Genomic DNA, 17,085 nt, shown 5'->3' on the forward strand with positions numbered 1-17,085 from the left:
GGGTTGAGAAATGATGCCGGTGTCCATGGTCGGACGCGCCGGCGAGCTTGCCGAGCTCGACCGCGCGTGGTCCGTCGTGTCGGCGGCCGGCCGCTCGGCGCCGACCGTCGCGGTGATCACCGGCGCGGCGGGAGTGGGCAAGAGTCTGCTGGTCGCCGCCGCTGTGGACGCCCTCACGCCTCGTCCCGCGATGATCCTCTCCGGGGCCGCCCGGGTGCACGGCCCGGCCCCGTACGACTGGTTGGCCGCCGTGCTCACCGGGCGCGACACCGGTCGACTCGCCCTGCCGTCGGACGCGCTGGCGTGGCTGGCCCAGCAGCCCACCGCACCCCGGGAGCGGTACGCGCCCGGCACCCTGCTGCGACTCGCCGTGCGGACCGTCCAGTTGTTGGTCGGCGCCGGCCCGGCCGTTCTCGTGGTGGAGGACCTGCACGCGCTCGACCCGGCCAGCGTCAACCTGATCGGCGAGCTGGCCACCGTGGCCGAGCTGCCCGCCCTGCTGGTGGTGGCCAGCCGGCCGGCCGCCGACGCGGTGGCGCCGGAGCTGACCCGTCGTGCGCTCGCCCGGCTCAGTGGGGTCCGGGGAGCCGTCCGCCAGCACCTCGGCCCGCTGCGCCAGGCCGAGGTCGCCGAGGTCCTCACCCAGGTGTACGAGGGCTGCGACCCGTCCGACCGGCTGGTCGCCTCGCTGTGGCGGTGCACCGGCGGCAACCCGTACGCGCTGACCGAGTTGCTGGCCGCACACGCCGGAGACGGGCCGGAGGCGTTGCTCCGGCGACTGCCCGAGCCGCGCCCACCGGTCGAACCGATGGCGACGGTCGACCCGGTGGCGGCGATCGACCCGGAGTTGACCGCCCGGGAGATCGAGGTGCTGGGCTGCCTGGTCGACGGGATGTCGAACAAGCAGGTCGCGAAGGCGCTCGGCATCTCGGTGCGCACGGTCACCGTGCACGTGTCGAACCTGCTGCGCAAGACCGGCTCGGCGTCGCGGACCGAGGTGGCGCTCTGGGCGGTACGCCGCCGGCCGCCGGTGCCCGCCCCGGTGGACTGAGGCGGTCAGCGGCGCGGATAGCGCAGCAGCAGGCTGGCGGCGACCTCCTCGTCACCCACCGCCGCGTACGTGTGCGGCACGTCCGACACCCAGCGGAGGTGACCGCCGGCCGAGGCGGTCAGCGGCGCGTCGGCCGGGCCCGCGCGCAACACCCCGGCGAAGACGGTGACGTGTTCGGTGACGCCCGCCTGGTGGGCGGGGGAGAGCTGCCCGGGCCCGGGTGCGACCCGCATCCGGTACAGCTCGTAGGTCGCGTCGGTGTCGGTGAAGACCTCCAGCAGCGTGGCGCTGACCGCGGTGCCGTGCACTGTGGGCTCGTCGGACGGCTCGGCCAGCACACCGGTCAGCGGTACGCCGAGTTGCACGGTGACCGCCCAGAGCGTCTCCAGTGTCGGGTTGCGGGTGCCGTGCTCCAGGCCGGAGAGGGTGGCCTTCCCGACGCCGGCGAGTCGGGCGAGTGCGGACAGCGAGATCCCCCGCTCCTCGCGCAGCGCGCGGACCCGGCGACCGACGACGGCGGGGTCGACATCGAGGTTCGGGCGGCGGGCTGGTGGTGGGTGCGGCACCCGGCTATCGTCCTACACGCTGTCGTTCCGTAAACGGAACGGCCGGGGGAGGGTGGGGATGGCCGGACGTGTACAACCGGTGCTGGCCGGCGTGGTCACCGCGCTGGTCGGCTTCGCCAGCTCGTTCACCGTCGTGCTGGCCGGGCTCCGGGCGGCCGGCGCGTCGGACGCGCAGGCCGCCTCCGGTCTGCTGGCCCTCTGCGTGGCGTGCGGGCTCGCCGCCGCCTGGCTGGGCTGGCGACACCGGATACCGATGAGCGTGGCCTGGTCCACCCCGGGTGCGGCGCTGCTGGTCGCGACCGGGCCGCCCCCGGGCGGATGGCCGGTCGCGGTGGGCGCCTTCCTCGTCTCCGGTGCCCTGATCGTCGCGGCCGGGCTGTTCCCACCACTCGGCCGCGCGGTGGCGGCCATTCCCAAGCCGGTGGCCGGCGCGATGCTCGCCGGGGTGCTGTTGCCGCTGTGCACCGCCCCGGTCCGCGCGCTGGTCGAGTTGCCCCTGGTGGCCGGGCCGGTGGTGGTCGGCTGGCTGCTCCTGCACCGGTTCGCCCGCCGCTGGGCGGTGCCCGGCGCGCTGGTCGTGGCGGTGGCGGCGATCGCGCTGACCACCCCGCCGGCCGGTCTGACCGGTGCCGCGCTGGTCCCGTCGGTCACGCTGACCGCGCCGGCCTGGAACGTGTCCGCGCTGGTCGGGCTGGCCCTCCCGCTGTTCCTGGTCACCATGGCCGCGCAGAACGTACCCGGCATGGCCGTGCTGGTCGGCTACGGCTACCGGCCGCCGTTCGGCGCCGCGCTGCGGGCCACCGGCCTGGCCAGCCTGCTCGCCGCCCCGGCCGGTGGGCACGCCGTGAACCTCGCGGCGATCACCGCCGCGCTCGCCGCCGGCCCCGACGCGCACCCCGACCCGGAGCGCCGGTGGGTCGCCTCGGTCACCGCCGGCGTCGGGTTGGCCCTGCTCGGGTTGGGTGCCGGCGTGGCCACCGCGCTGGTAGCGGTCGCCCCACCCATCCTCATTGAGGCGGTCGCCGGGCTGGCCCTGCTGGGCGCCCTCGCGACCGCGCTCGCCTCGGCGGTGACCGACCCGGAGGCCAGGGAGGCCGCAGTGGTCACCTTCGTGGTGACCGCCTCCGGGGTGACGCTCATCGGTGTGGGCGGCGCGTTCTGGGGCCTGGTCGCGGGCTGCCTGATGCTGCTGCTCTTCCGCCGCCGCCCACCCGCCGACGGTCCGGGGCAGCCCGCCTCCGCTGCGCTGGGGCAACCCGCGCTCGCTGCGTCGGACCAGCCCGTGCTCGCAGCGCCGGAAAGATCCACTCAGGGTTCATGAAACCGGGGTGTCCTAAGGCTCCGGACGCCCCGATTTCCTTGAACCCGAGTCGATCAGGGTGGTGCGGCTACTCCTCTGGCGGCAGGTCGGCCACACCCACGGCGAGGAGGACCCGGCCGTCGGCCACCGACCCGATCCGGTCGGCCGGCACGTACACCGCGCCCGTGCGGGTCAACTCGGTCGAGACCTTCAGGTAGCCGCTGTGCAGCAGCCGCGCCGCCAGGTCGGCCGGGACGTCCGGCTCCTCGACGGCGGTCGCCTCGATCAGCTCGTCCAGGCTGCTGCCCGGGTCGGCGGTCGACGTCTGGACGGTCACCGCGTTGGGGTCGCCCCGCTGGACGAGGTCCACGGTCCCGACCTCGGTGCCGGCTGAGTCGATCACCGGCATCCCGGTGGTGATCCGCGAGATGGTCGCCTGCTGCTCGTCCTGCTGGTCCATCCCACCGCGGTTCCCAGGGCGATACGCCGCTAAACGCCGTCACCGCCCGACCCGCCACCCGGGCAGCGGAGGTCGCGGGCGGCTGAGGCAGCCCACGAGTGGCAGTCGCGGGCGGCGCATGAGGCTGATGGGCATGATCGCCACCGACCTGCGGGTGCCGGCGCGGCCCACCCTGGAGAGCGTGATGACTCTGCGGCATAAATATGCCTGTGAGTCATCACCGTCGAAAGCGGCACCGCCGCCAGGTCCTGCGGCGGTGGCGGGGGACGACGGACCTGCTCAGCTGTTCGGGAGGGTCCAACTGCCCGGCGGGCGTGGAGACAGCTCCCGCCAGGTGTCCGGGCCGTCGAGAAGCGCCCGGACGGTGTCCTCGGCCTCGTCCGCACTGCCGTACTCGTAGAACCGGGAGATGCCCTCCGCGCCGCCGGCCCGCTGCTCGACGTGCCACCGGTCGGCGTCCACCCGCAGGAAGACGTCCCGCCGGGCCAGCCGCCCCCACTTCCCGTTCCACCAGTGCTTTCGCTGCTCCATGGCGGGACTCTATCGAACACACGTACGAGAAGATGCGGCCCCTGCGGGAATCCCGCAGGGGCCGATGTGCATCTCGTTCAGGTCAGCGCGGTGCCGGGGGTTCGGTCCGGCGGCCCAGCACGTCGTCCAGTGCTCCACGCTGCTGGCCGGGGGTGGTGTGACCGGCGGAGACCAGCGCGTCCCGGATCTCGGTGAGCAGCTTGACCTCCTCGCTCGGCGCCGCCGGGGGCGGCTCCTCGCCCCGCTGCCGACGCTCGGCCAGCTTGTTCATGGGGAACACCACGAAGAAGTAGAGCACCGCGGCGGTGAGCAGGAAGGTGATCAGGGCGTTGATGAACCCCGCCCAGTCCATGTAGTTGCCCTTGGTGATCTCCCACCTCCCGGCCGACAGGCCAGTGCCCCCGCCGAGTGCCTTGATCAGTGGTTCGAGGAACGACTTGGTGAGTTGGGTGACCACGCCGGTGAACGCGGCACCGATCACGATGCCGACCGCCAGGTCGACGACGTTGCCGCGCATGATGAAGTCTTTGAAGCCCTTGAGCATTCGTACTCCTGAAGTGTCCGCTTTTCTGTCCGGCACAACCTATGCCCGTTCGGCGGGTTCCAGAAAAGCGCCGGCTTCGAGCGCGGCCCGGCTGGGATCGCCGGCCCGGATCGCCTCGACCAGTCGGGTGTGGTCGACGTAGCGCTCGGGGGTGAGCGCGCCCCCCATCGCCTCGGCGACCGTGCTCCGCAGGGCGGTGCCGACCGAGGCGTACAGCTCGGCGAGCATGGCGTTGTGCGCGGCGGCGACCACCGCCGTGTGCAGCGCCGCGTCGGCCTCGACGAACGCGTCGACCCGGCCACCGTGCCAGGCGGCCTCGCGCTCGGCGAGCGCGCCGTCGAGCGCCGCCAGGTCCTCCGGTGTACGCCTCAGCGCGGCGAGCCGGGCGGCCTCCACCTCGAAGGCCCGGCGCACCTCGATGACCTCGGTCATCCGGTCGTCGCCGAGGCGGCGGGCCACCACGGGTGCCAGCTCGTCGGTGGACACCACGTACGTGCCGGAGCCCTGCCGGCACTCCAGCACCCCGGCGTGCACCAGGGCTCGGACCGCCTCGCGGACCGTGTTGCGCCCCACGCCCAGCGCGGCGACGAGCTGCGGCTCGGTGGGGATGCGCCCGCCGACCGGCCACTCGCCGCCCAGGATCCGGGCGCGGAGCTGCTCGGTCGTCTGCCGGACGCGGTGGCCGCGAGGCGGCACGGCGGGCTGGCCGCGGGGCGGCACCGGCGGGGCGGAGGGGAAATCAACCGACGGTGGCACTGGTTACATCACCGGTCCCAAATTCATCCCATGATTGTAGGTTAGAGGCCATGACCCCGCCACCAACCGCCGCTCCGGCGCCGCCCGCTCCCGTCGACCCCCGCCCGACGAGGGACCCCGACACGGGTCGACGGACGCACCCGGCGACCGGTGGCGCGCTCGTGCTGGTCGGGATGCTGCTGGTCGCGCTCAACCTGCGGGCCGTGGTGACGAGCCTCGGCGCGCTGCTCGACGAGGTCCGCGACGGGCTGGGCCTCTCCGGCGCCACCGCCGGTCTGGTCACCACCCTGCCGACCATCGCGTTCGCCGGCCTCGGCGCGCTCACCCCGTGGCTGGTCCGCCGGGTGGCGCCGGCCCGGGTGCTGGTGGTCGCCATGCTCGCCCTCGCCGTCGGTCAGGTGCTCCGGGTCATCACCGACTCGACCTTGGTGTTCGTGCTCACCAGCGCGCTCGCGCTGTCCGGCATCGCGGTCGCCAACATCCTGCTGCCGATGCTCGTCAAGCAGCACTTCCCGCACCGCACCGGCCTGGTCACCGGCGCGTACACGATGGCGTTGACAGTGGGCACGACGGTGGCCGCCGCCTCCGCGGTGCCGATCGCGCACGCCTTCGGGTCGTGGCGGGCCGGGCTCGGTGTCTGGGCCGCGATGGCCGCGGTGGCCGTACTCCCGTGGGTGCCGCTGGCGCTGCGGACCCGGGCGGGCGCGCGGCGGGCGACCCCGACGGCGGTCGCCGCAGCGCCGGTGCGGGTTCGGCCGGCGCGCACCCGGCTCGGCTGGGCGATGGCCGTCTACTTCGGGGCGCAGTCGCTCAGCGGGTACGCGATCATGGGCTGGCTGGCCCAGTTGTTCCGCGACGCCGGCTACCAGCCGGAATCGGCCGGGCTGCTGCTCGCCGGGGTGACCGCGCTCGGCGTGCCGATCGCGCTGCTGATGCCCACCCTGGCCGGCCGGCTGGGCAGCCTGCGCCCGCTGGTGCTCGGGCTGACCACCGCGTCGACGCTGGCCTACCTGGGTCTGGCCTTCGCGCCGAACCGCGCCGCGCTGCTCTGGGTCGCCCTGCTGGCGATCGGGCAGGGCGCGTTCCCGATGATCCTGACCGCCATCGGTCTACGTGCCCGCACCGCCGAGGGCACCGTCGCGCTCTCCGCGTTCGCGCAGAGCACCGGGTACGTGATCGCCGCTCTCGGCCCGCTGATGGTCGGCATCCTCTACGAGGTGACCGGGGGCTGGACCGCGCCGATCGGGTTCCTGCTGGGCGCACTCGCCGTGCAGACCATGGCGGGCCTGGCGATCGCTCGTCCCCGCTACGTCGAGGACGAGTGAAACCGCAACGGTCAGGAGGAAGCCGGCGTCGGTTCGCCGGCGACTGCCTCATCCACCGTGGGGTAGGTGTGCAGCACCTCGACCAGCCCGCTCACCTCGAGGATGCGCAGCACCCCGCGCTGTGGTGCGGCCAGCCGGACCACGCCGCCAGCCTCGTCGCAGCTGTTCTTGGCGCGGACGAAGACCGACAACCCGGTCGAGTCGCAGAACGAGACGTCCGCCAGGTCGAACACCAGCCGGCTACGGCCCTTGTCGAGCAGGTCGGTGATCTGGTCCTGAAGCTGCGGTGCGGTGGCCATGTCCAGCTCGCCCGCCACCGACACGACGACCACGTCGCCGCGCTGTTCCGTGTGCACCGTCAAGGACATTCGCCAGACCTCCTGTTATCGGGGGAACGGTATCCCACGACCGGGGTCGTACGCAGAACGGGAGGCAGGATCCGGTGGCCGTCGTCATTCCGTTGCTACGGGGCAAGTAGTTGATCAGGCCCCGGTGATAGAGTCCGCCCGGTCCAGGTCAAGGGGGTTCCAAATGGCGTTGAGCACCGAAGAAAGTCGCCGTCTCGCCGCGCTGCTCAGCGGGCAGGCAGAACGGGTCACGACTCGGTGGACCGAGATCGTCACCAGTTCGTTGCGCGGCCGGCTGAGCCAGGCCGAGTTGCGCCGTCAGGTCCAGGATCTGCACAACGCCATCGTCGCCACCGGCGAACAGGGTGACATCGACCTGACCGGCGAGAACGCGGCCGAGTTGCGGGCCGCGCTCTCCGAGTTGTCCCGTGGTCGGGCCCGGCAGGGCTTCTCGGCCACCGAGACCACGATCAGCATCTTCGCGCTCAAGGACGTGCTGGCCGAGCTGGTGCAGGAGGCCGGCGGACCCACCGCGTTGCACGACTTCGTCGCCTTCTCCAAGCTGGTCGACGAGATGGGCCTGTTCACCTTCGAGAGCTTCGTCCGCACCCGGGAGAGCCTGATCGCCGACCAGGCCGAGCAGTTGCTCGAGCTCTCCACGCCGGTGGTCAAGCTCTGGGAAGGTGTGGTCGCCGTCCCGCTGGTCGGCACCCTGGACTCGGCCCGGGCCCAGGTGGTGATGGAGCGGCTGCTCCAGACCCTGGTCGACACCGGCTCCCCGTACGCGATCATCGACATCACCGGCGTCCCGGCGGTGGACACCCAGGTCGCCCAGCACATCCTGAAGACAGTGGTGGCCGCCCGACTGATGGGTGCCGACTGCATCATCTCCGGCATCCGCCCGCAGATCGCGCAGACCATCGTCGCGCTCGGCATCGAGTTCGGCGACATCGCCACCAAGGCGAGCCTCGCCGACGCGCTGCGTCACGTGCTGCGGCTCAGCGGGGTGGAAACCGCCCGTCGCCAGCCGCGTCGGGGCGTCTGATGGAGCGCGTTCCGATCCTCAAGATCGGCGACATCCTGCTCGTCTCGATCCAGCTGGACATGTCCGACCAGACGGCCGTCCAGCTCCAGGAGGATCTCGCCGAGCGGATCGTGGACACCGGCTGCCACGGCGTCATCATCGACATCACCGCGCTGGACATCGTCGACTCCTTCGTCGGGCGCATGCTCTCCACCATCGCCTCGATCTCCAAGGTGCTCGACGCGGAGACGGTGGTGGTCGGGATGCGCCCAGCCGTCGCCATCACCCTTGTCGAACTGGGGCTGTCGCTGAACGGCATCCGTACCGCGCTGAACGTCGAGCGCGGCATGGAACTGATCGCGGCCGCCCACGCCGACGAGCTCGATGACCAGCTCGACGACGATCCGGACGCCGAGACGGCTACGACGTGACCGCGGACATCGACCTGGGCCACCCGCAGGCGCAGGCGATCCAGAGCGATGAGGACGTGGTGCGCGTCCGGCAGTTGGTTCGCGCCGTTGCGGTGGCCGTCAAGCTGTCCCTCGTCGACCAGACCAAGGTGGTCACCGCGGCGAGCGAGTTGGCCCGCAACACCCTGGTGTACGGCGGTGGCGGCTCGGTCGAGGTGACGACCGTGGACAACGGCCGACGCAAGGGCGTCCGGATCGTCTTCGCCGACTCCGGGCCCGGCATCGCCGACCTGAATCTGGCCATGACCGACGGCTACACCAGCGGCGGAGGGCTCGGCCTCGGGCTGAGCGGGTCCCGCCGGCTGGTCGACGAGTTCGAGATCGAGACTTCTCCGGAAACCGGCACGCGGATCACGGTCACCAAGTGGTCCCGGTGAACGCCGAGGCGGTTACCGACAGTGGCATCTGGTTCCGTGTGGAGGCCAGCAGTGCGGCGAGCGCCGTCCGACGCGCCGCCGAGCGCCTCGGTGCGCAGGTCGAAATGGGTGCGGCGCGCATCGCCGACCTGGCCATCGTCGCCGCCGAGCTGACCAGCAACCTGGTCAAGCACGCCGACGAGGGTGTGCTGCTGCTCCGGCCGGTGCGCCGCGCCGGGCAGGCCGGTGTGGAACTGATCGCCATCGACTCGGGGCCCGGCATGGCCGACCTGACCGTCTCGTCCCAGGACGGGCACTCCACCACCGGCACCCTCGGCATCGGTCTGGGTGCCATCGTGCGGCAGGCCAGTTGGTTCGACGGATATTCGCTGCCCGGCAAGGGCACCGTCCTCGCCGTGCAGGTCTGGCCGGCGGAGCCGGCCCAGCCGTCCTGGGCCGGCGCCCTCACCCGGCCACTGACCGGCGAGACGGTAAGCGGCGACGGTTACGCCGTCCGGATCGCCGATGGACGGCACCAGGTGCTGGTCAGCGACGGGCTCGGGCACGGCCCGCTGGCCGCTGCCGCCACCGACGCGGCACTGGCCGCGTTCCGGGACGCCCCGGCCGGCCCACCGGCGGTGGTGGTCGGTCACCTGCACCGAAGCATGTCGCACACCCGTGGCGCGGCGCTCGCGGTCGCCGAGCTGGCGCCGACGGCCGGTGTGCTGCGCTACGCCGGCCTGGGCAACATTTCCGGCGTCGTAGTCGAGGGCGACGGTCACCGGCGAGGGCTGGTGTCGCTGCCCGGCATCGCCGGTCACCAGCGGCCGACGATCCGGGAGTACGACTACCCACTCGCTCCGGGTGCCCGGCTGGTGATGCACAGCGACGGGGTGGTCGACCGTTGGCGGTTGGCCGACTACCCGGGCCTGGCGGAGCGATCCCCGCTGGTCATGGCGGCGACCCTCCTGCGCGACGCGGGTGTGCGACGTGACGACGCCTGCGTACTGGTCGCGAGGTCCTGGACATGACCGGCGAGCCGGCCGCGCTGCCGCTGTTGCAGATGGCGCTGCGGGTCGAGCAGGACATCTTCGTGATCCGCCAGCGGGGCCGCGAGGTGGCGGCGGTGGTCGGTCTGGAACACCAGGACCAGGTTCGGATCGCCACCGCGCTCAGCGAGGTCGCCCGGGACCTGTTGCGGACGACCGGCGGCGCGGACATCTCCTTCCACATCGACGCGGGCGTCGACGGCCGGTTCCACCTGCGCGCCGACCTGGCCCCGGTGGCTCCGCTGCCGGACGGCCGCTACCAGCCGCAGTCCGGCGCGGTGTCCCGACTGGTCGACACGTTGAGCGTGTCGACCGTCGGTGGGGTTACGGTCGTGAGGATGTCCCGACGAGTTCCGGTCAGCGCGCCGACGCCAACCCCGGAGCGGCTCGCCGAGTTCCGCGCCGAACTCGGTCGTACCGCGCCGGGCAGCGCGCTGGACGAGTTGACGGTGCAGAACGGGCAGCTCATCGCCGCCCTCGACGAGGTGCGCAGCCAGCGCGACGAGCTGGCCGTCCTCAACGAGGAGCTGGCCGAGACCAACCGGGGTGTGCTGGCGCTCTACAACCAGCTCACCGAGGAGTTGGAGGAGACCAACCGCGGTGTCGTCGCCCTCTACGCCGAGCTGGACGAGAAGTCGGCCCAGCTCCGTGCGGCGAGCGAGTCGAAGAGCCGGTTCCTCGCCAACGTGAGCCACGAGCTGCGCGCCCCGGTCACCGCGATCATCGGGTTGGGGCGGCTGCTCACCGACTCCGCCTCCGATCCGCTCACCGACGAGCAGGGCCGCCAGGTCGATCTGATCCGCTCGTCGGCGGCGGATCTGCTCAATCTGGTCAACGAGTTGCTGGACCTGGCCAAGGCGGAGTCCGGCCGGATCGAGCCGGCCCTGACGGACGTCGACCTGCGGTCGGTCTTCGGTCAACTGCGCGGCACGATGCGTGCGCTCGCCACCCGTCCGGAGGTCGAGCTGGTGGTTGAGGAGCCGTCCGCGCCCAGCCTGCTGCGCACCGACGAGGTGCTGCTCGGCCAGGTGCTGCGCAACCTGCTGCACAACGGGTTGAAGTTCACCGAGCGCGGCGAGGTGCGGCTGCGGGCCCGCCAGCACGGCGACCGGTGGACCTTCGAGGTCACCGACACCGGGCCCGGCATCGCCCCCGAGCTGCACGACCGGATCTTCGAGGAGTTCTACCAGGTGCCGGGCGCCACCCGGGTCGGCGGCACCGGCCTCGGCCTGCCGTACGCCCGGCGGTTGGTGACACTGCTCGGTGGGTCGCTGGTGCTGACCAGCGAGCCGGGCCGGGGCAGCACATTCACCGTCTCCCTGCCCACCGGCGGGGCGTGACAGCATGGACGGCATGCCGGCAACCATCCTGGTCGTCGACGACAGTCGTACCAAGCGTTACCTGCTGGTCAGCTGGCTGACCCGGGCCGGGTTCACAGTGCTGGAGGCCGAGAACGGCGCCGAGGCGCTGGCTCGGGTCGAGGTGGACCGGATCGACCTGGTCGTCCTCGACGTCCGATTGCCGGACCTGAGCGGGTTCGAAGTCTGCGAACAGATCAAGATCCGGCGTCCGGCGATGCCGGTGATCCACGTGTCGGCGCACGCCGTGGACGTGGCCGACCGTGCCCAGGGGCTGACCCGGGGTGCCGACGCGTACCTGACCGAGCCGATCGAGCCGGAAGAGCTGATCGCCACCACGCGGGCGGTCCTGCGCTACTACCAGGCCCGGCAGCGCGCCGAGCTGCTCGCCGAGCGGCTGCTCGGGCTGGCCGACACGACAGTGGCGGTGCACGCCGCACCAACCTTCGCGCGTCTGCTGGAGGCCGCCGCCGAGGGCGCCGCGCAGATCTTCAAGAGCCCGGCGGCGGTGATCGCCGAGACCTTCGACGGTGACTGCATCGCGGGAATCTGCGCCGGCCCCGGCGCGGTGGCCACTGTGGTGCCGTGGGTCGTCGACGACACCGGGGTGCCGACCGGCGCCACGGTCCGGGTGCAGACCCCGGAGAGCTGGGCGCTGGTCGAGTGGCCGACGGACGACACGGTGACAGTCGCCGCCGCCCGGCTGCGCGAGGACCGGGCCCCGTTGTACGTGGTGGTCCCGACCGCCACCCAGACCGCTCGGACCCCGGTGCTCAAGCAGCTCGCTCAGGCGGTGGCGGCGGCCGTGGAGGGGCAGCGCTCGTTCGACGAGGAGCACCGGATCGCGGTCACCCTCCAACGCAGCCTGCTCCCGCGCGGCCTGCCCACCGTCGCCGGACTGGACCTCGCGGTGCGCTACGAGCCGGCCAGCGCACAGACCGAGGTGGGTGGCGACTTCTACGAACTGGTGATGCTCGACGGGCATCTGCTGCTGGCGATCGGAGACGTGGCCGGCCACTCTTTGCACGCGGCGACCGTGATGGCCGAGCTGCGGCACGCGGTGCGGGCGTACGCGGTCGAGGGGCACCAGCCCGGCGAGATCCTGCACCGGGTCAACGAGCTGATGCGGACCCTGCTGCCCAACGAGATCGCCACACTCTGCGTGCTACTGCTGCACCCACCGACCGGGCGGGTCCGGCTGGCCAGCGCCGGGCATCTTCCGCCGGTGCTCAGCATGGACGGCAAGGTCGAGTTCGTGCAGCACTCCGCGCCGCTGCTCGGCGTCCGCGCACCTCGCCCGGACGACCTGGAGTTCGTGGTGCCGGCCGGGGCCACGCTGGTGTTCTACACCGACGGGCTGATCGAGCGGCGGGACGCGACCATCGACGAGGGGCTGGCAGCGCTGGCCGGGGTCTGCGCCACCGTCGACGACGACCTGGACCGCTTCTGCGCCCGGCTGCTGGTGGAGTTGGCCCCACCGGAGATCCAGGACGACGTCGCCGTGGTCGTCCTGCGCCGCCGCTGAGCCGGTGCGGCCTCAGTGCACCGAGCGGGCGTACGCGGCGGGTGACACCCCGGCCACTGCGGTGAAATCGCGAACCAGGTGGGCCTGGTCGCTGTAACCGAGGTCGGCGGCGAGGGCCGCCCATTTCAGTGGGCCACCGGCGGCCTGCTCGACGGCCTCCTGGAGCCGGTAGCGGCGGATCACCCACTTCGGCCCGACCCCCACGTACTCCAGGAAGAGTCGCTGCAACCGGCGGACCGGAAGGTCGTGCCGTGCCGCGAAGTCGTCGACCCGCAGCACCGTGCGGTCGGTGCGGATCGCCTCGGCCAGCCGGATGGCCTCGTCGGCCATCGGGTCCGGCGTTGGGTCCCACGCGGTGAGCAGGGCGTCGAGGGCGCGGCAACGCTCGTCGTCGGATGCCGCGCACGCCGGGAAGCCGGGGCGTGCCAGCCGGCCCGTGGGAAGTGGCAGCCGGCGGCCGGTCAGCTCGCTGATCGGCTGGCGCCAGAACGCGTGGAAGCCACCGGGACGGAACTGCACCCCGCCCACCCGGCCGGTGCCGGTGAGCGTGATCCGGAACAGGTCGCGGCCCACCCCGGCCACCTCGCCGGACTCGGGCCCGTCGCCGTCCCGCCGGAACACCACGTTGACCGCCGGGTGCGGCACGACCCGCTGCTCGAACGGTGTGCTCAACTCCCAGTCGATCAACCAGTAGTGCTCGACCCACCCGCGTAGCGGCTCCGCCGGCAGGTGCCGACGGAAGCGCACCTCGCGCAGCATCCGCCCGGGGTCGAGAATCCCCCGGCTGTCGCCACGCGGTCGCTGTCGCATTTATTCAAGACCACCCTCATACGCTGGCCCTATGACCACTCAGACTAGCGACCTGCTGGCGGCTGCCGCGCCGCGAACCGTCGACGTGGTGCGTGGCATCGCCGACGACCAGTTCGATCTGCCCACCCCGTGCCGCGACTACGTGGTCCGTGATCTGCTCAACCACCTCTTCGAGGTGGTGGTCAACTTCCAGGAGTTGGCAGTGAAGCGGCCGGTGGAGTGGGCCGAGAAGCCCGACCACCTGGGCGACGGCTGGCGGGACCGGTTCGAGGCGGAGACGGGTCGCCTGGTCGCCGCCTGGTCGGACCCGTCCACCCTGGAGGGTGTGTCACCGGGCATGGGCATGCCACAGACCGTCATCGGCGGCATGGCCCTGCTGGACCTGACCGTGCACGGCTGGGACCTCGCCGTCGCCACCGGCCAGCCCTACCAGCCGGCCCCGGAGGCAGTCGCCGAGCTGCACGGGTTGGTCGAGCAGTTGGGCCCCACGGCCCGCAAGATGGGCGTCTTCGCCGACCCACTGCCCACCCCAACCCCCACCCCCGACCTGGCCCCGACGCCCGACCTGGCCCACCTCCTGACCCAGACCGGCCGCACCCCCACCTGGCCCCAAACCCCCTAACCAACCGCCCACCCCGCACCCCGCACCCCACCCCGCGTGCCCGCACCCTCCGCTCTCGGTGATCAAGAGGTTCGCGTCAGATTTCGAGGCTCTGGTGACGCAAACCTCTTGATCAACGAGGTGGGGTGGGGTGGGCCGGGTGGGAGGGGGTGGATGGGTGGGTGGGAGGGGACGGGTTGGGTTGGGTTGTTGACTTGGGTATTCGCTCGGTGAATAGTTGCGGGCGTGTCCACGTCGCATGTTCTGCTCGGGTTGTTGGCTGCTGGCAGCCGGCACGGCTATGAGCTGAAGCGTGCACACGACGAGCGGCTGCCGAGGGCTCGACCGCTGGCCTTCGGGCAGGTCTACGCCACCCTTGGCCGCCTGCAAAGGGACGGCCTGGTGGTCACCGCCGGGCAGGACCGCGCGGCCGGGCCGGATCGCACGGCGTACGCGCTGACCGACCAGGGGCGGGCCGCGCTCGACCAGTGGCTGACCACTGTGGAATCACCCATGCCGTACGTGGCCAGCACACTCTTCGCCAAGGTCGTGGTGGCGCTCCTGGTCGCCGACGTCGACCGGGCCCGGTCCTACCTGATTGCCCAGCGCGCCGCGCACACCGCACGGCTGCGTGAGCTGACCGCGGTCAAGGCCGACGCGGCCGCCACTCTCAGCGACGTGGTCGCGGCCGACTTCGCGATCGCCCACCTCGACGCGGACCTGCGGTGGCTGCACGCCACTCTGGGCCGGGTCGCCGACTGGCACCGGGAGGTGCATCCGTGACGCAACTCCAGGCTCGCGGCGTGGTTCGGGCGTACGGCCCGACACCCGCGCTGCGCGGCGTGACACTCGACGTGGCCGAGGGTGAGATCGTCGCCGTCACCGGCCCGAGCGGCTGCGGCAAGTCGACCCTGCTGCACTGTCTGGCCGGGATCCTCCGGCCGGACGCCGGCGAGGTCACCTGGCGGGGGCAGCGCATCGACACCTGGTCGGAGGCGGCCAGATCCCGGTTGCGACGCACCGAGTTCGGGGTGCTGTTCCAGTTCGGCCAACTGGTCGCCGAGTTGACCGCGGCGGAGAACGTCGCACTGCCACTGCTCCTCGCCGGCACGGGGCGGCGAGAGGCGCGGACGGCGGCACTCACCTGGCTGGACCGGTTCGGTGTGGGGGAGCTGGCCGACCTCCGGCCGGGTGAGATGTCCGGTGGTCAGCAGCAGCGGTGCGCCACCGCGCGGGCGTTGGTGACCGAGCCGCGGGTGCTCTTCGCCGACGAGCCGACCGGTTCGCTGGACACGCTCGCGGGCGAGCAGGTGCTGACCCATCTGGTCCGGCTCGCCCGTGAGCAGCGCACCGCCGTCGTGCTGATCACCCACGAGCCGCGGATCGCCGCGTACGCCGATCGGGAGATCGTGTTGCGTGACGGCCTGGTGGACCACACGGGCCTGGGGCTCGACGTGCCGCTGGCCGGTGGCGCCCGGTGAGACCGGCGACGCTGGTCCGGCTCGCGCTCGCCGGCAGCCGCACCGACACAGCCCGGGTGGTGCTCACCGCCCTCAGCGCCCTGCTGGCGACCCTGGCGGGGCTCGCGGCGCTGACCGTGTTGGCCATCGAGAAACCCGCTGGCGACGCCTGGGTGGAGTCCGAGCAGTACCGGAACGCGTTGCTGCGTGAGCCCGGGTTGCGCGGTGGGACGGCGTTCGCGCTGCTCATGCTGATGATTCCGGTGCTGGCGCTGGCCGGCCAGTGCGCGCGGCTCGGCGCGCCCGCACGGGATCGCCGGCTGGCGGCGATCCGGCTTGCTGGCGCCACACCCGGCCAGGTCACCCGGTTGGCCGTGCTGGAGACCGGCATGGCCGCTCTGCTCGGCACGTTGGTCGGGCTGGGTGCCTACCTGGTCGGCCGCGAGGTGCTGCACCGTCCGGACGCGCAAGGTCGACTGGCCCTGCCGACCGATGTGCTGCCGTCGCCCGCAGCGGTGGCCGCGGTAGTGCTCGGCCTGCCGGTCGTCGCGGCACTGGCCACCGCCCTGATGCTGCGTACGGTCACCATGAGCCCGCTCGGGGTGAGCCGCAAGGCCGCCCGCGAGCGCGGTCCGGGCCCGTGGGCCGGGCTCCTGATCGGGCTGGGTCTGGCCTCGTTCCTCGCGGTCCGTCCGGCCGCCGACCAGCTCAGGGGCAGGGATGAGCTGCTCGGCTGGCTGGTGCCGCTGCTGTTCGCGGTGGGTGCGCTCGCGGCGATGATCGGGGTGGTGATCGGCACCGGCTGGATCTCGTACCACTGCGGGCGGTTGTTGCGTCGGCATGCCCGCCGGCCCGCGGCGCTGCTCGCGGCGGGCCGGCTGATGGCGGACCCGTGGGCGGGCAGCCGCACCTTCGCGGCGCTGCTCGCCGCCCTGATCTTCGGCGGGGGTGCGGCCGCTCAGCGCGCCTACTTCGCCACCGAGGACCAGCTCGACCGGGAGCAGAACCGGCTCGTCGGGGTGGACGCCGGCGCTGACCCCTTCTATCTGTCCACCATGGATCTGGTCGATGCCGCGGTCGCGGTGGCCGTCCTGATCGCGGCGGGTGGGCTGATCGTCGCGCTGGTCGAGGGGATCGTCGCCCGCCGACGCGCCTACGCGGCGTTGGTCGCCACCGGGGTGCCCCGAGCGACGCTGAGCCGTTCGGTGGCCTGGCAGGCGCTGGCCCCGGCGGTGCCGGCGATCCTGCTCGCGCTCACAGTGGGCACGTTGCTCGGCCGAGGGCTCTTCGGGGAGGTGTCGACGGGCGTCTCGTCGACAGAGATCTGCGAGGCCACTGCGGCGCTCTGTGACGACCCGGCCACCCGCGAGCAGTACACCCGGATCGTGTACACCCCCGAGATCCAGCGAGCCGTTCCCGTACCCCTGGAGCACCTGGCCTGGCTCGGTGCCGGCGCTCTGGCGGCGGTGCTGGTGACGGTCGGTGTCGGCCTGCTCTTCCTGCGCGCCAGCACGGCCCTGGACGAGCTGCGCATGACCTGAGCCACCGCGCG

The 17,085-nt window shown here is 72.5% G+C and carries 20 protein-coding genes; 13 read left to right on the plus strand and 7 right to left on the minus strand.

Annotated features, from left to right (window positions below):
* The first annotated feature begins 10 nt into the window (after positions 1–10).
* Entirely contained in the window at positions 11–1,051 is a 1,041-nt protein-coding gene (locus GA0070619_RS29560; protein WP_088951047.1) for a response regulator transcription factor, read from the plus strand.
* A 5-nt stretch (positions 1,052–1,056) separates the two neighbouring features.
* Here the strand turns inward: GA0070619_RS29560 and GA0070619_RS29565 are convergent, their stop codons facing one another.
* A complete protein-coding gene (locus GA0070619_RS29565; protein ID WP_088951048.1) occupies positions 1,057–1,617 on the minus strand; it encodes an XRE family transcriptional regulator in 561 nt (186 codons plus the stop codon).
* Between the two features lie 58 nt (positions 1,618–1,675).
* On the opposite strand from GA0070619_RS29565, the gene GA0070619_RS29570 reads away from it, so the two are divergent.
* Positions 1,676–2,938 carry a benzoate/H(+) symporter BenE family transporter gene (locus GA0070619_RS29570; RefSeq protein WP_088951049.1) on the plus strand — a complete coding sequence of 421 codons (1,263 nt, stop codon included), beginning with the start codon at positions 1,676–1,678 and terminating at the stop codon, positions 2,936–2,938.
* A 67-nt stretch (positions 2,939–3,005) separates the two neighbouring features.
* Here GA0070619_RS29570 and GA0070619_RS29575 read toward each other — a convergent pair whose 3' ends face one another.
* The 4 genes from GA0070619_RS29575 to GA0070619_RS29590 all read right to left on the minus strand — a co-directional run bounded on the left by GA0070619_RS29575 (position 3,006) and on the right by GA0070619_RS29590 (position 5,172).
* The gene (locus tag GA0070619_RS29575) at positions 3,006–3,377 is read right to left on the minus strand and encodes a hypothetical protein (protein ID WP_088951050.1); all 372 of its coding nucleotides are present in this window, start codon (positions 3,375–3,377) and stop codon (positions 3,006–3,008) included.
* 279 nt (positions 3,378–3,656) lie between these two features.
* Complete coding sequence (locus tag GA0070619_RS29580; RefSeq protein WP_088951051.1) at positions 3,657–3,908, minus strand: hypothetical protein; 252 nt, start codon at positions 3,906–3,908, stop codon at positions 3,657–3,659.
* 82 nt (positions 3,909–3,990) lie between these two features.
* Positions 3,991–4,452 (minus strand): large conductance mechanosensitive channel protein MscL, encoded by a 462-nt coding sequence (mscL, locus tag GA0070619_RS29585; RefSeq protein WP_088951052.1) that lies wholly within the window; start codon positions 4,450–4,452, stop codon positions 3,991–3,993.
* Between the two features lie 39 nt (positions 4,453–4,491).
* Complete coding sequence (locus GA0070619_RS29590; RefSeq protein ID WP_088951053.1) at positions 4,492–5,172, minus strand: FadR/GntR family transcriptional regulator; 681 nt, start codon at positions 5,170–5,172, stop codon at positions 4,492–4,494.
* Positions 5,173–5,381: 209 nt separating this feature from the next.
* Here GA0070619_RS29590 and GA0070619_RS29595 point away from each other — a divergent pair, with 209 nt between their 5' ends.
* Positions 5,382–6,533: an MFS transporter gene (locus GA0070619_RS29595; RefSeq protein WP_088952137.1), complete on the plus strand. Its 1,152-nt coding sequence runs from the start codon at positions 5,382–5,384 to the stop codon at positions 6,531–6,533.
* A gap of 11 nt (positions 6,534–6,544) precedes the next feature.
* Here the strand turns inward: GA0070619_RS29595 and GA0070619_RS29600 are convergent, their stop codons facing one another.
* Complete coding sequence (locus GA0070619_RS29600) at positions 6,545–6,901, minus strand: STAS domain-containing protein (RefSeq protein WP_088951054.1); 357 nt, start codon at positions 6,899–6,901, stop codon at positions 6,545–6,547.
* A 163-nt stretch (positions 6,902–7,064) separates the two neighbouring features.
* Here GA0070619_RS29600 and GA0070619_RS29605 point away from each other — a divergent pair, with 163 nt between their 5' ends.
* The 6 genes from GA0070619_RS29605 to GA0070619_RS29630 are packed head-to-tail and all read left to right on the plus strand — an operon-like array spanning position 7,065 to position 12,662.
* Entirely contained in the window at positions 7,065–7,925 is an 861-nt protein-coding gene (locus tag GA0070619_RS29605) for an STAS domain-containing protein (protein WP_088951055.1), read from the plus strand.
* Positions 7,925–8,335, plus strand: a complete 411-nt coding sequence (locus tag GA0070619_RS29610; protein ID WP_088951056.1) for an STAS domain-containing protein — start codon at positions 7,925–7,927, stop codon at positions 8,333–8,335. Before GA0070619_RS29605 ends, GA0070619_RS29610 begins: the two co-directional genes overlap by 1 nt.
* Positions 8,332–8,751 (plus strand): anti-sigma regulatory factor, encoded by a 420-nt coding sequence (locus tag GA0070619_RS29615; protein ID WP_088951057.1) that lies wholly within the window; start codon positions 8,332–8,334, stop codon positions 8,749–8,751. Before GA0070619_RS29610 ends, GA0070619_RS29615 begins: the two co-directional genes overlap by 4 nt.
* Positions 8,739–9,761, plus strand: a complete 1,023-nt coding sequence (locus GA0070619_RS29620) for a SpoIIE family protein phosphatase (RefSeq protein ID WP_374223731.1) — start codon at positions 8,739–8,741, stop codon at positions 9,759–9,761. Before GA0070619_RS29615 ends, GA0070619_RS29620 begins: the two co-directional genes overlap by 13 nt.
* On the plus strand, positions 9,758–11,119 hold the full coding sequence (locus tag GA0070619_RS29625) for a sensor histidine kinase (protein ID WP_088951058.1): 1,362 nt from the start codon (positions 9,758–9,760) through the stop codon (positions 11,117–11,119). The genes GA0070619_RS29620 and GA0070619_RS29625 overlap by 4 nt, the downstream gene beginning before the upstream one ends.
* Positions 11,120–11,123: 4 nt before the next feature.
* Positions 11,124–12,662 carry a SpoIIE family protein phosphatase gene (locus GA0070619_RS29630; protein ID WP_088951059.1) on the plus strand — a complete coding sequence of 513 codons (1,539 nt, stop codon included), beginning with the start codon at positions 11,124–11,126 and terminating at the stop codon, positions 12,660–12,662.
* Positions 12,663–12,674: 12 nt separating this feature from the next.
* Here the strand turns inward: GA0070619_RS29630 and GA0070619_RS29635 are convergent, their stop codons facing one another.
* Positions 12,675–13,472 (minus strand): helix-turn-helix domain-containing protein, encoded by a 798-nt coding sequence (locus GA0070619_RS29635; RefSeq protein WP_088951060.1) that lies wholly within the window; start codon positions 13,470–13,472, stop codon positions 12,675–12,677.
* A 31-nt stretch (positions 13,473–13,503) separates the two neighbouring features.
* On the opposite strand from GA0070619_RS29635, the gene GA0070619_RS29640 reads away from it, so the two are divergent.
* The 4 genes from GA0070619_RS29640 (at position 13,504) to GA0070619_RS29655 (ending at position 17,074) form a co-directional block, all read left to right on the plus strand.
* Positions 13,504–14,094 (plus strand): TIGR03086 family metal-binding protein, encoded by a 591-nt coding sequence (locus tag GA0070619_RS29640; RefSeq protein ID WP_088951061.1) that lies wholly within the window; start codon positions 13,504–13,506, stop codon positions 14,092–14,094.
* A gap of 225 nt (positions 14,095–14,319) precedes the next feature.
* Entirely contained in the window at positions 14,320–14,856 is a 537-nt protein-coding gene (locus GA0070619_RS29645; protein ID WP_088951062.1) for a PadR family transcriptional regulator, read from the plus strand.
* Positions 14,853–15,554, plus strand: coding sequence for an ABC transporter ATP-binding protein (locus GA0070619_RS29650; protein WP_088951063.1), 702 nt, complete (start codon positions 14,853–14,855; stop codon positions 15,552–15,554). The genes GA0070619_RS29645 and GA0070619_RS29650 overlap by 4 nt, the downstream gene beginning before the upstream one ends.
* The gene (locus GA0070619_RS29655; RefSeq protein ID WP_088951064.1) at positions 15,551–17,074 is read left to right on the plus strand and encodes an FtsX-like permease family protein; all 1,524 of its coding nucleotides are present in this window, start codon (positions 15,551–15,553) and stop codon (positions 17,072–17,074) included. Before GA0070619_RS29650 ends, GA0070619_RS29655 begins: the two co-directional genes overlap by 4 nt.
* Positions 17,075–17,085 lie beyond the last annotated feature (11 nt).

This window comes from Micromonospora zamorensis (genome assembly GCF_900090275.1).
GTDB lineage: Bacteria > Actinomycetota > Actinomycetes > Mycobacteriales > Micromonosporaceae > Micromonospora > Micromonospora zamorensis.

Coding starts and splice junctions, on each gene's coding strand:
- GA0070619_RS29560 (WP_088951047.1), top strand. CDS start 11: ATGATGCCGGTGTCCATGGTCGGACGCGCCGGCGAGCTTGCCGAGCTC.
- GA0070619_RS29570 (WP_088951049.1), top strand. CDS start 1,676: ATGGCCGGACGTGTACAACCGGTGCTGGCCGGCGTGGTCACCGCGCTG.
- GA0070619_RS29575 (WP_088951050.1), bottom strand. CDS start 3,377: ATGGACCAGCAGGACGAGCAGCAGGCGACCATCTCGCGGATCACCACC.
- GA0070619_RS29580 (WP_088951051.1), bottom strand. CDS start 3,908: ATGGAGCAGCGAAAGCACTGGTGGAACGGGAAGTGGGGGCGGCTGGCC.
- mscL (WP_088951052.1), bottom strand. CDS start 4,452: ATGCTCAAGGGCTTCAAAGACTTCATCATGCGCGGCAACGTCGTCGAC.
- GA0070619_RS29595 (WP_088952137.1), top strand. CDS start 5,382: ATGCTGCTGGTCGCGCTCAACCTGCGGGCCGTGGTGACGAGCCTCGGC.
- GA0070619_RS29600 (WP_088951054.1), bottom strand. CDS start 6,901: ATGTCCTTGACGGTGCACACGGAACAGCGCGGCGACGTGGTCGTCGTG.
- GA0070619_RS29605 (WP_088951055.1), top strand. CDS start 7,065: ATGGCGTTGAGCACCGAAGAAAGTCGCCGTCTCGCCGCGCTGCTCAGC.
- GA0070619_RS29610 (WP_088951056.1), top strand. CDS start 7,925: ATGGAGCGCGTTCCGATCCTCAAGATCGGCGACATCCTGCTCGTCTCG.
- GA0070619_RS29625 (WP_088951058.1), top strand. CDS start 9,758: ATGACCGGCGAGCCGGCCGCGCTGCCGCTGTTGCAGATGGCGCTGCGG.
- GA0070619_RS29630 (WP_088951059.1), top strand. CDS start 11,124: ATGGACGGCATGCCGGCAACCATCCTGGTCGTCGACGACAGTCGTACC.
- GA0070619_RS29635 (WP_088951060.1), bottom strand. CDS start 13,472: ATGCGACAGCGACCGCGTGGCGACAGCCGGGGGATTCTCGACCCCGGG.
- GA0070619_RS29640 (WP_088951061.1), top strand. CDS start 13,504: ATGACCACTCAGACTAGCGACCTGCTGGCGGCTGCCGCGCCGCGAACC.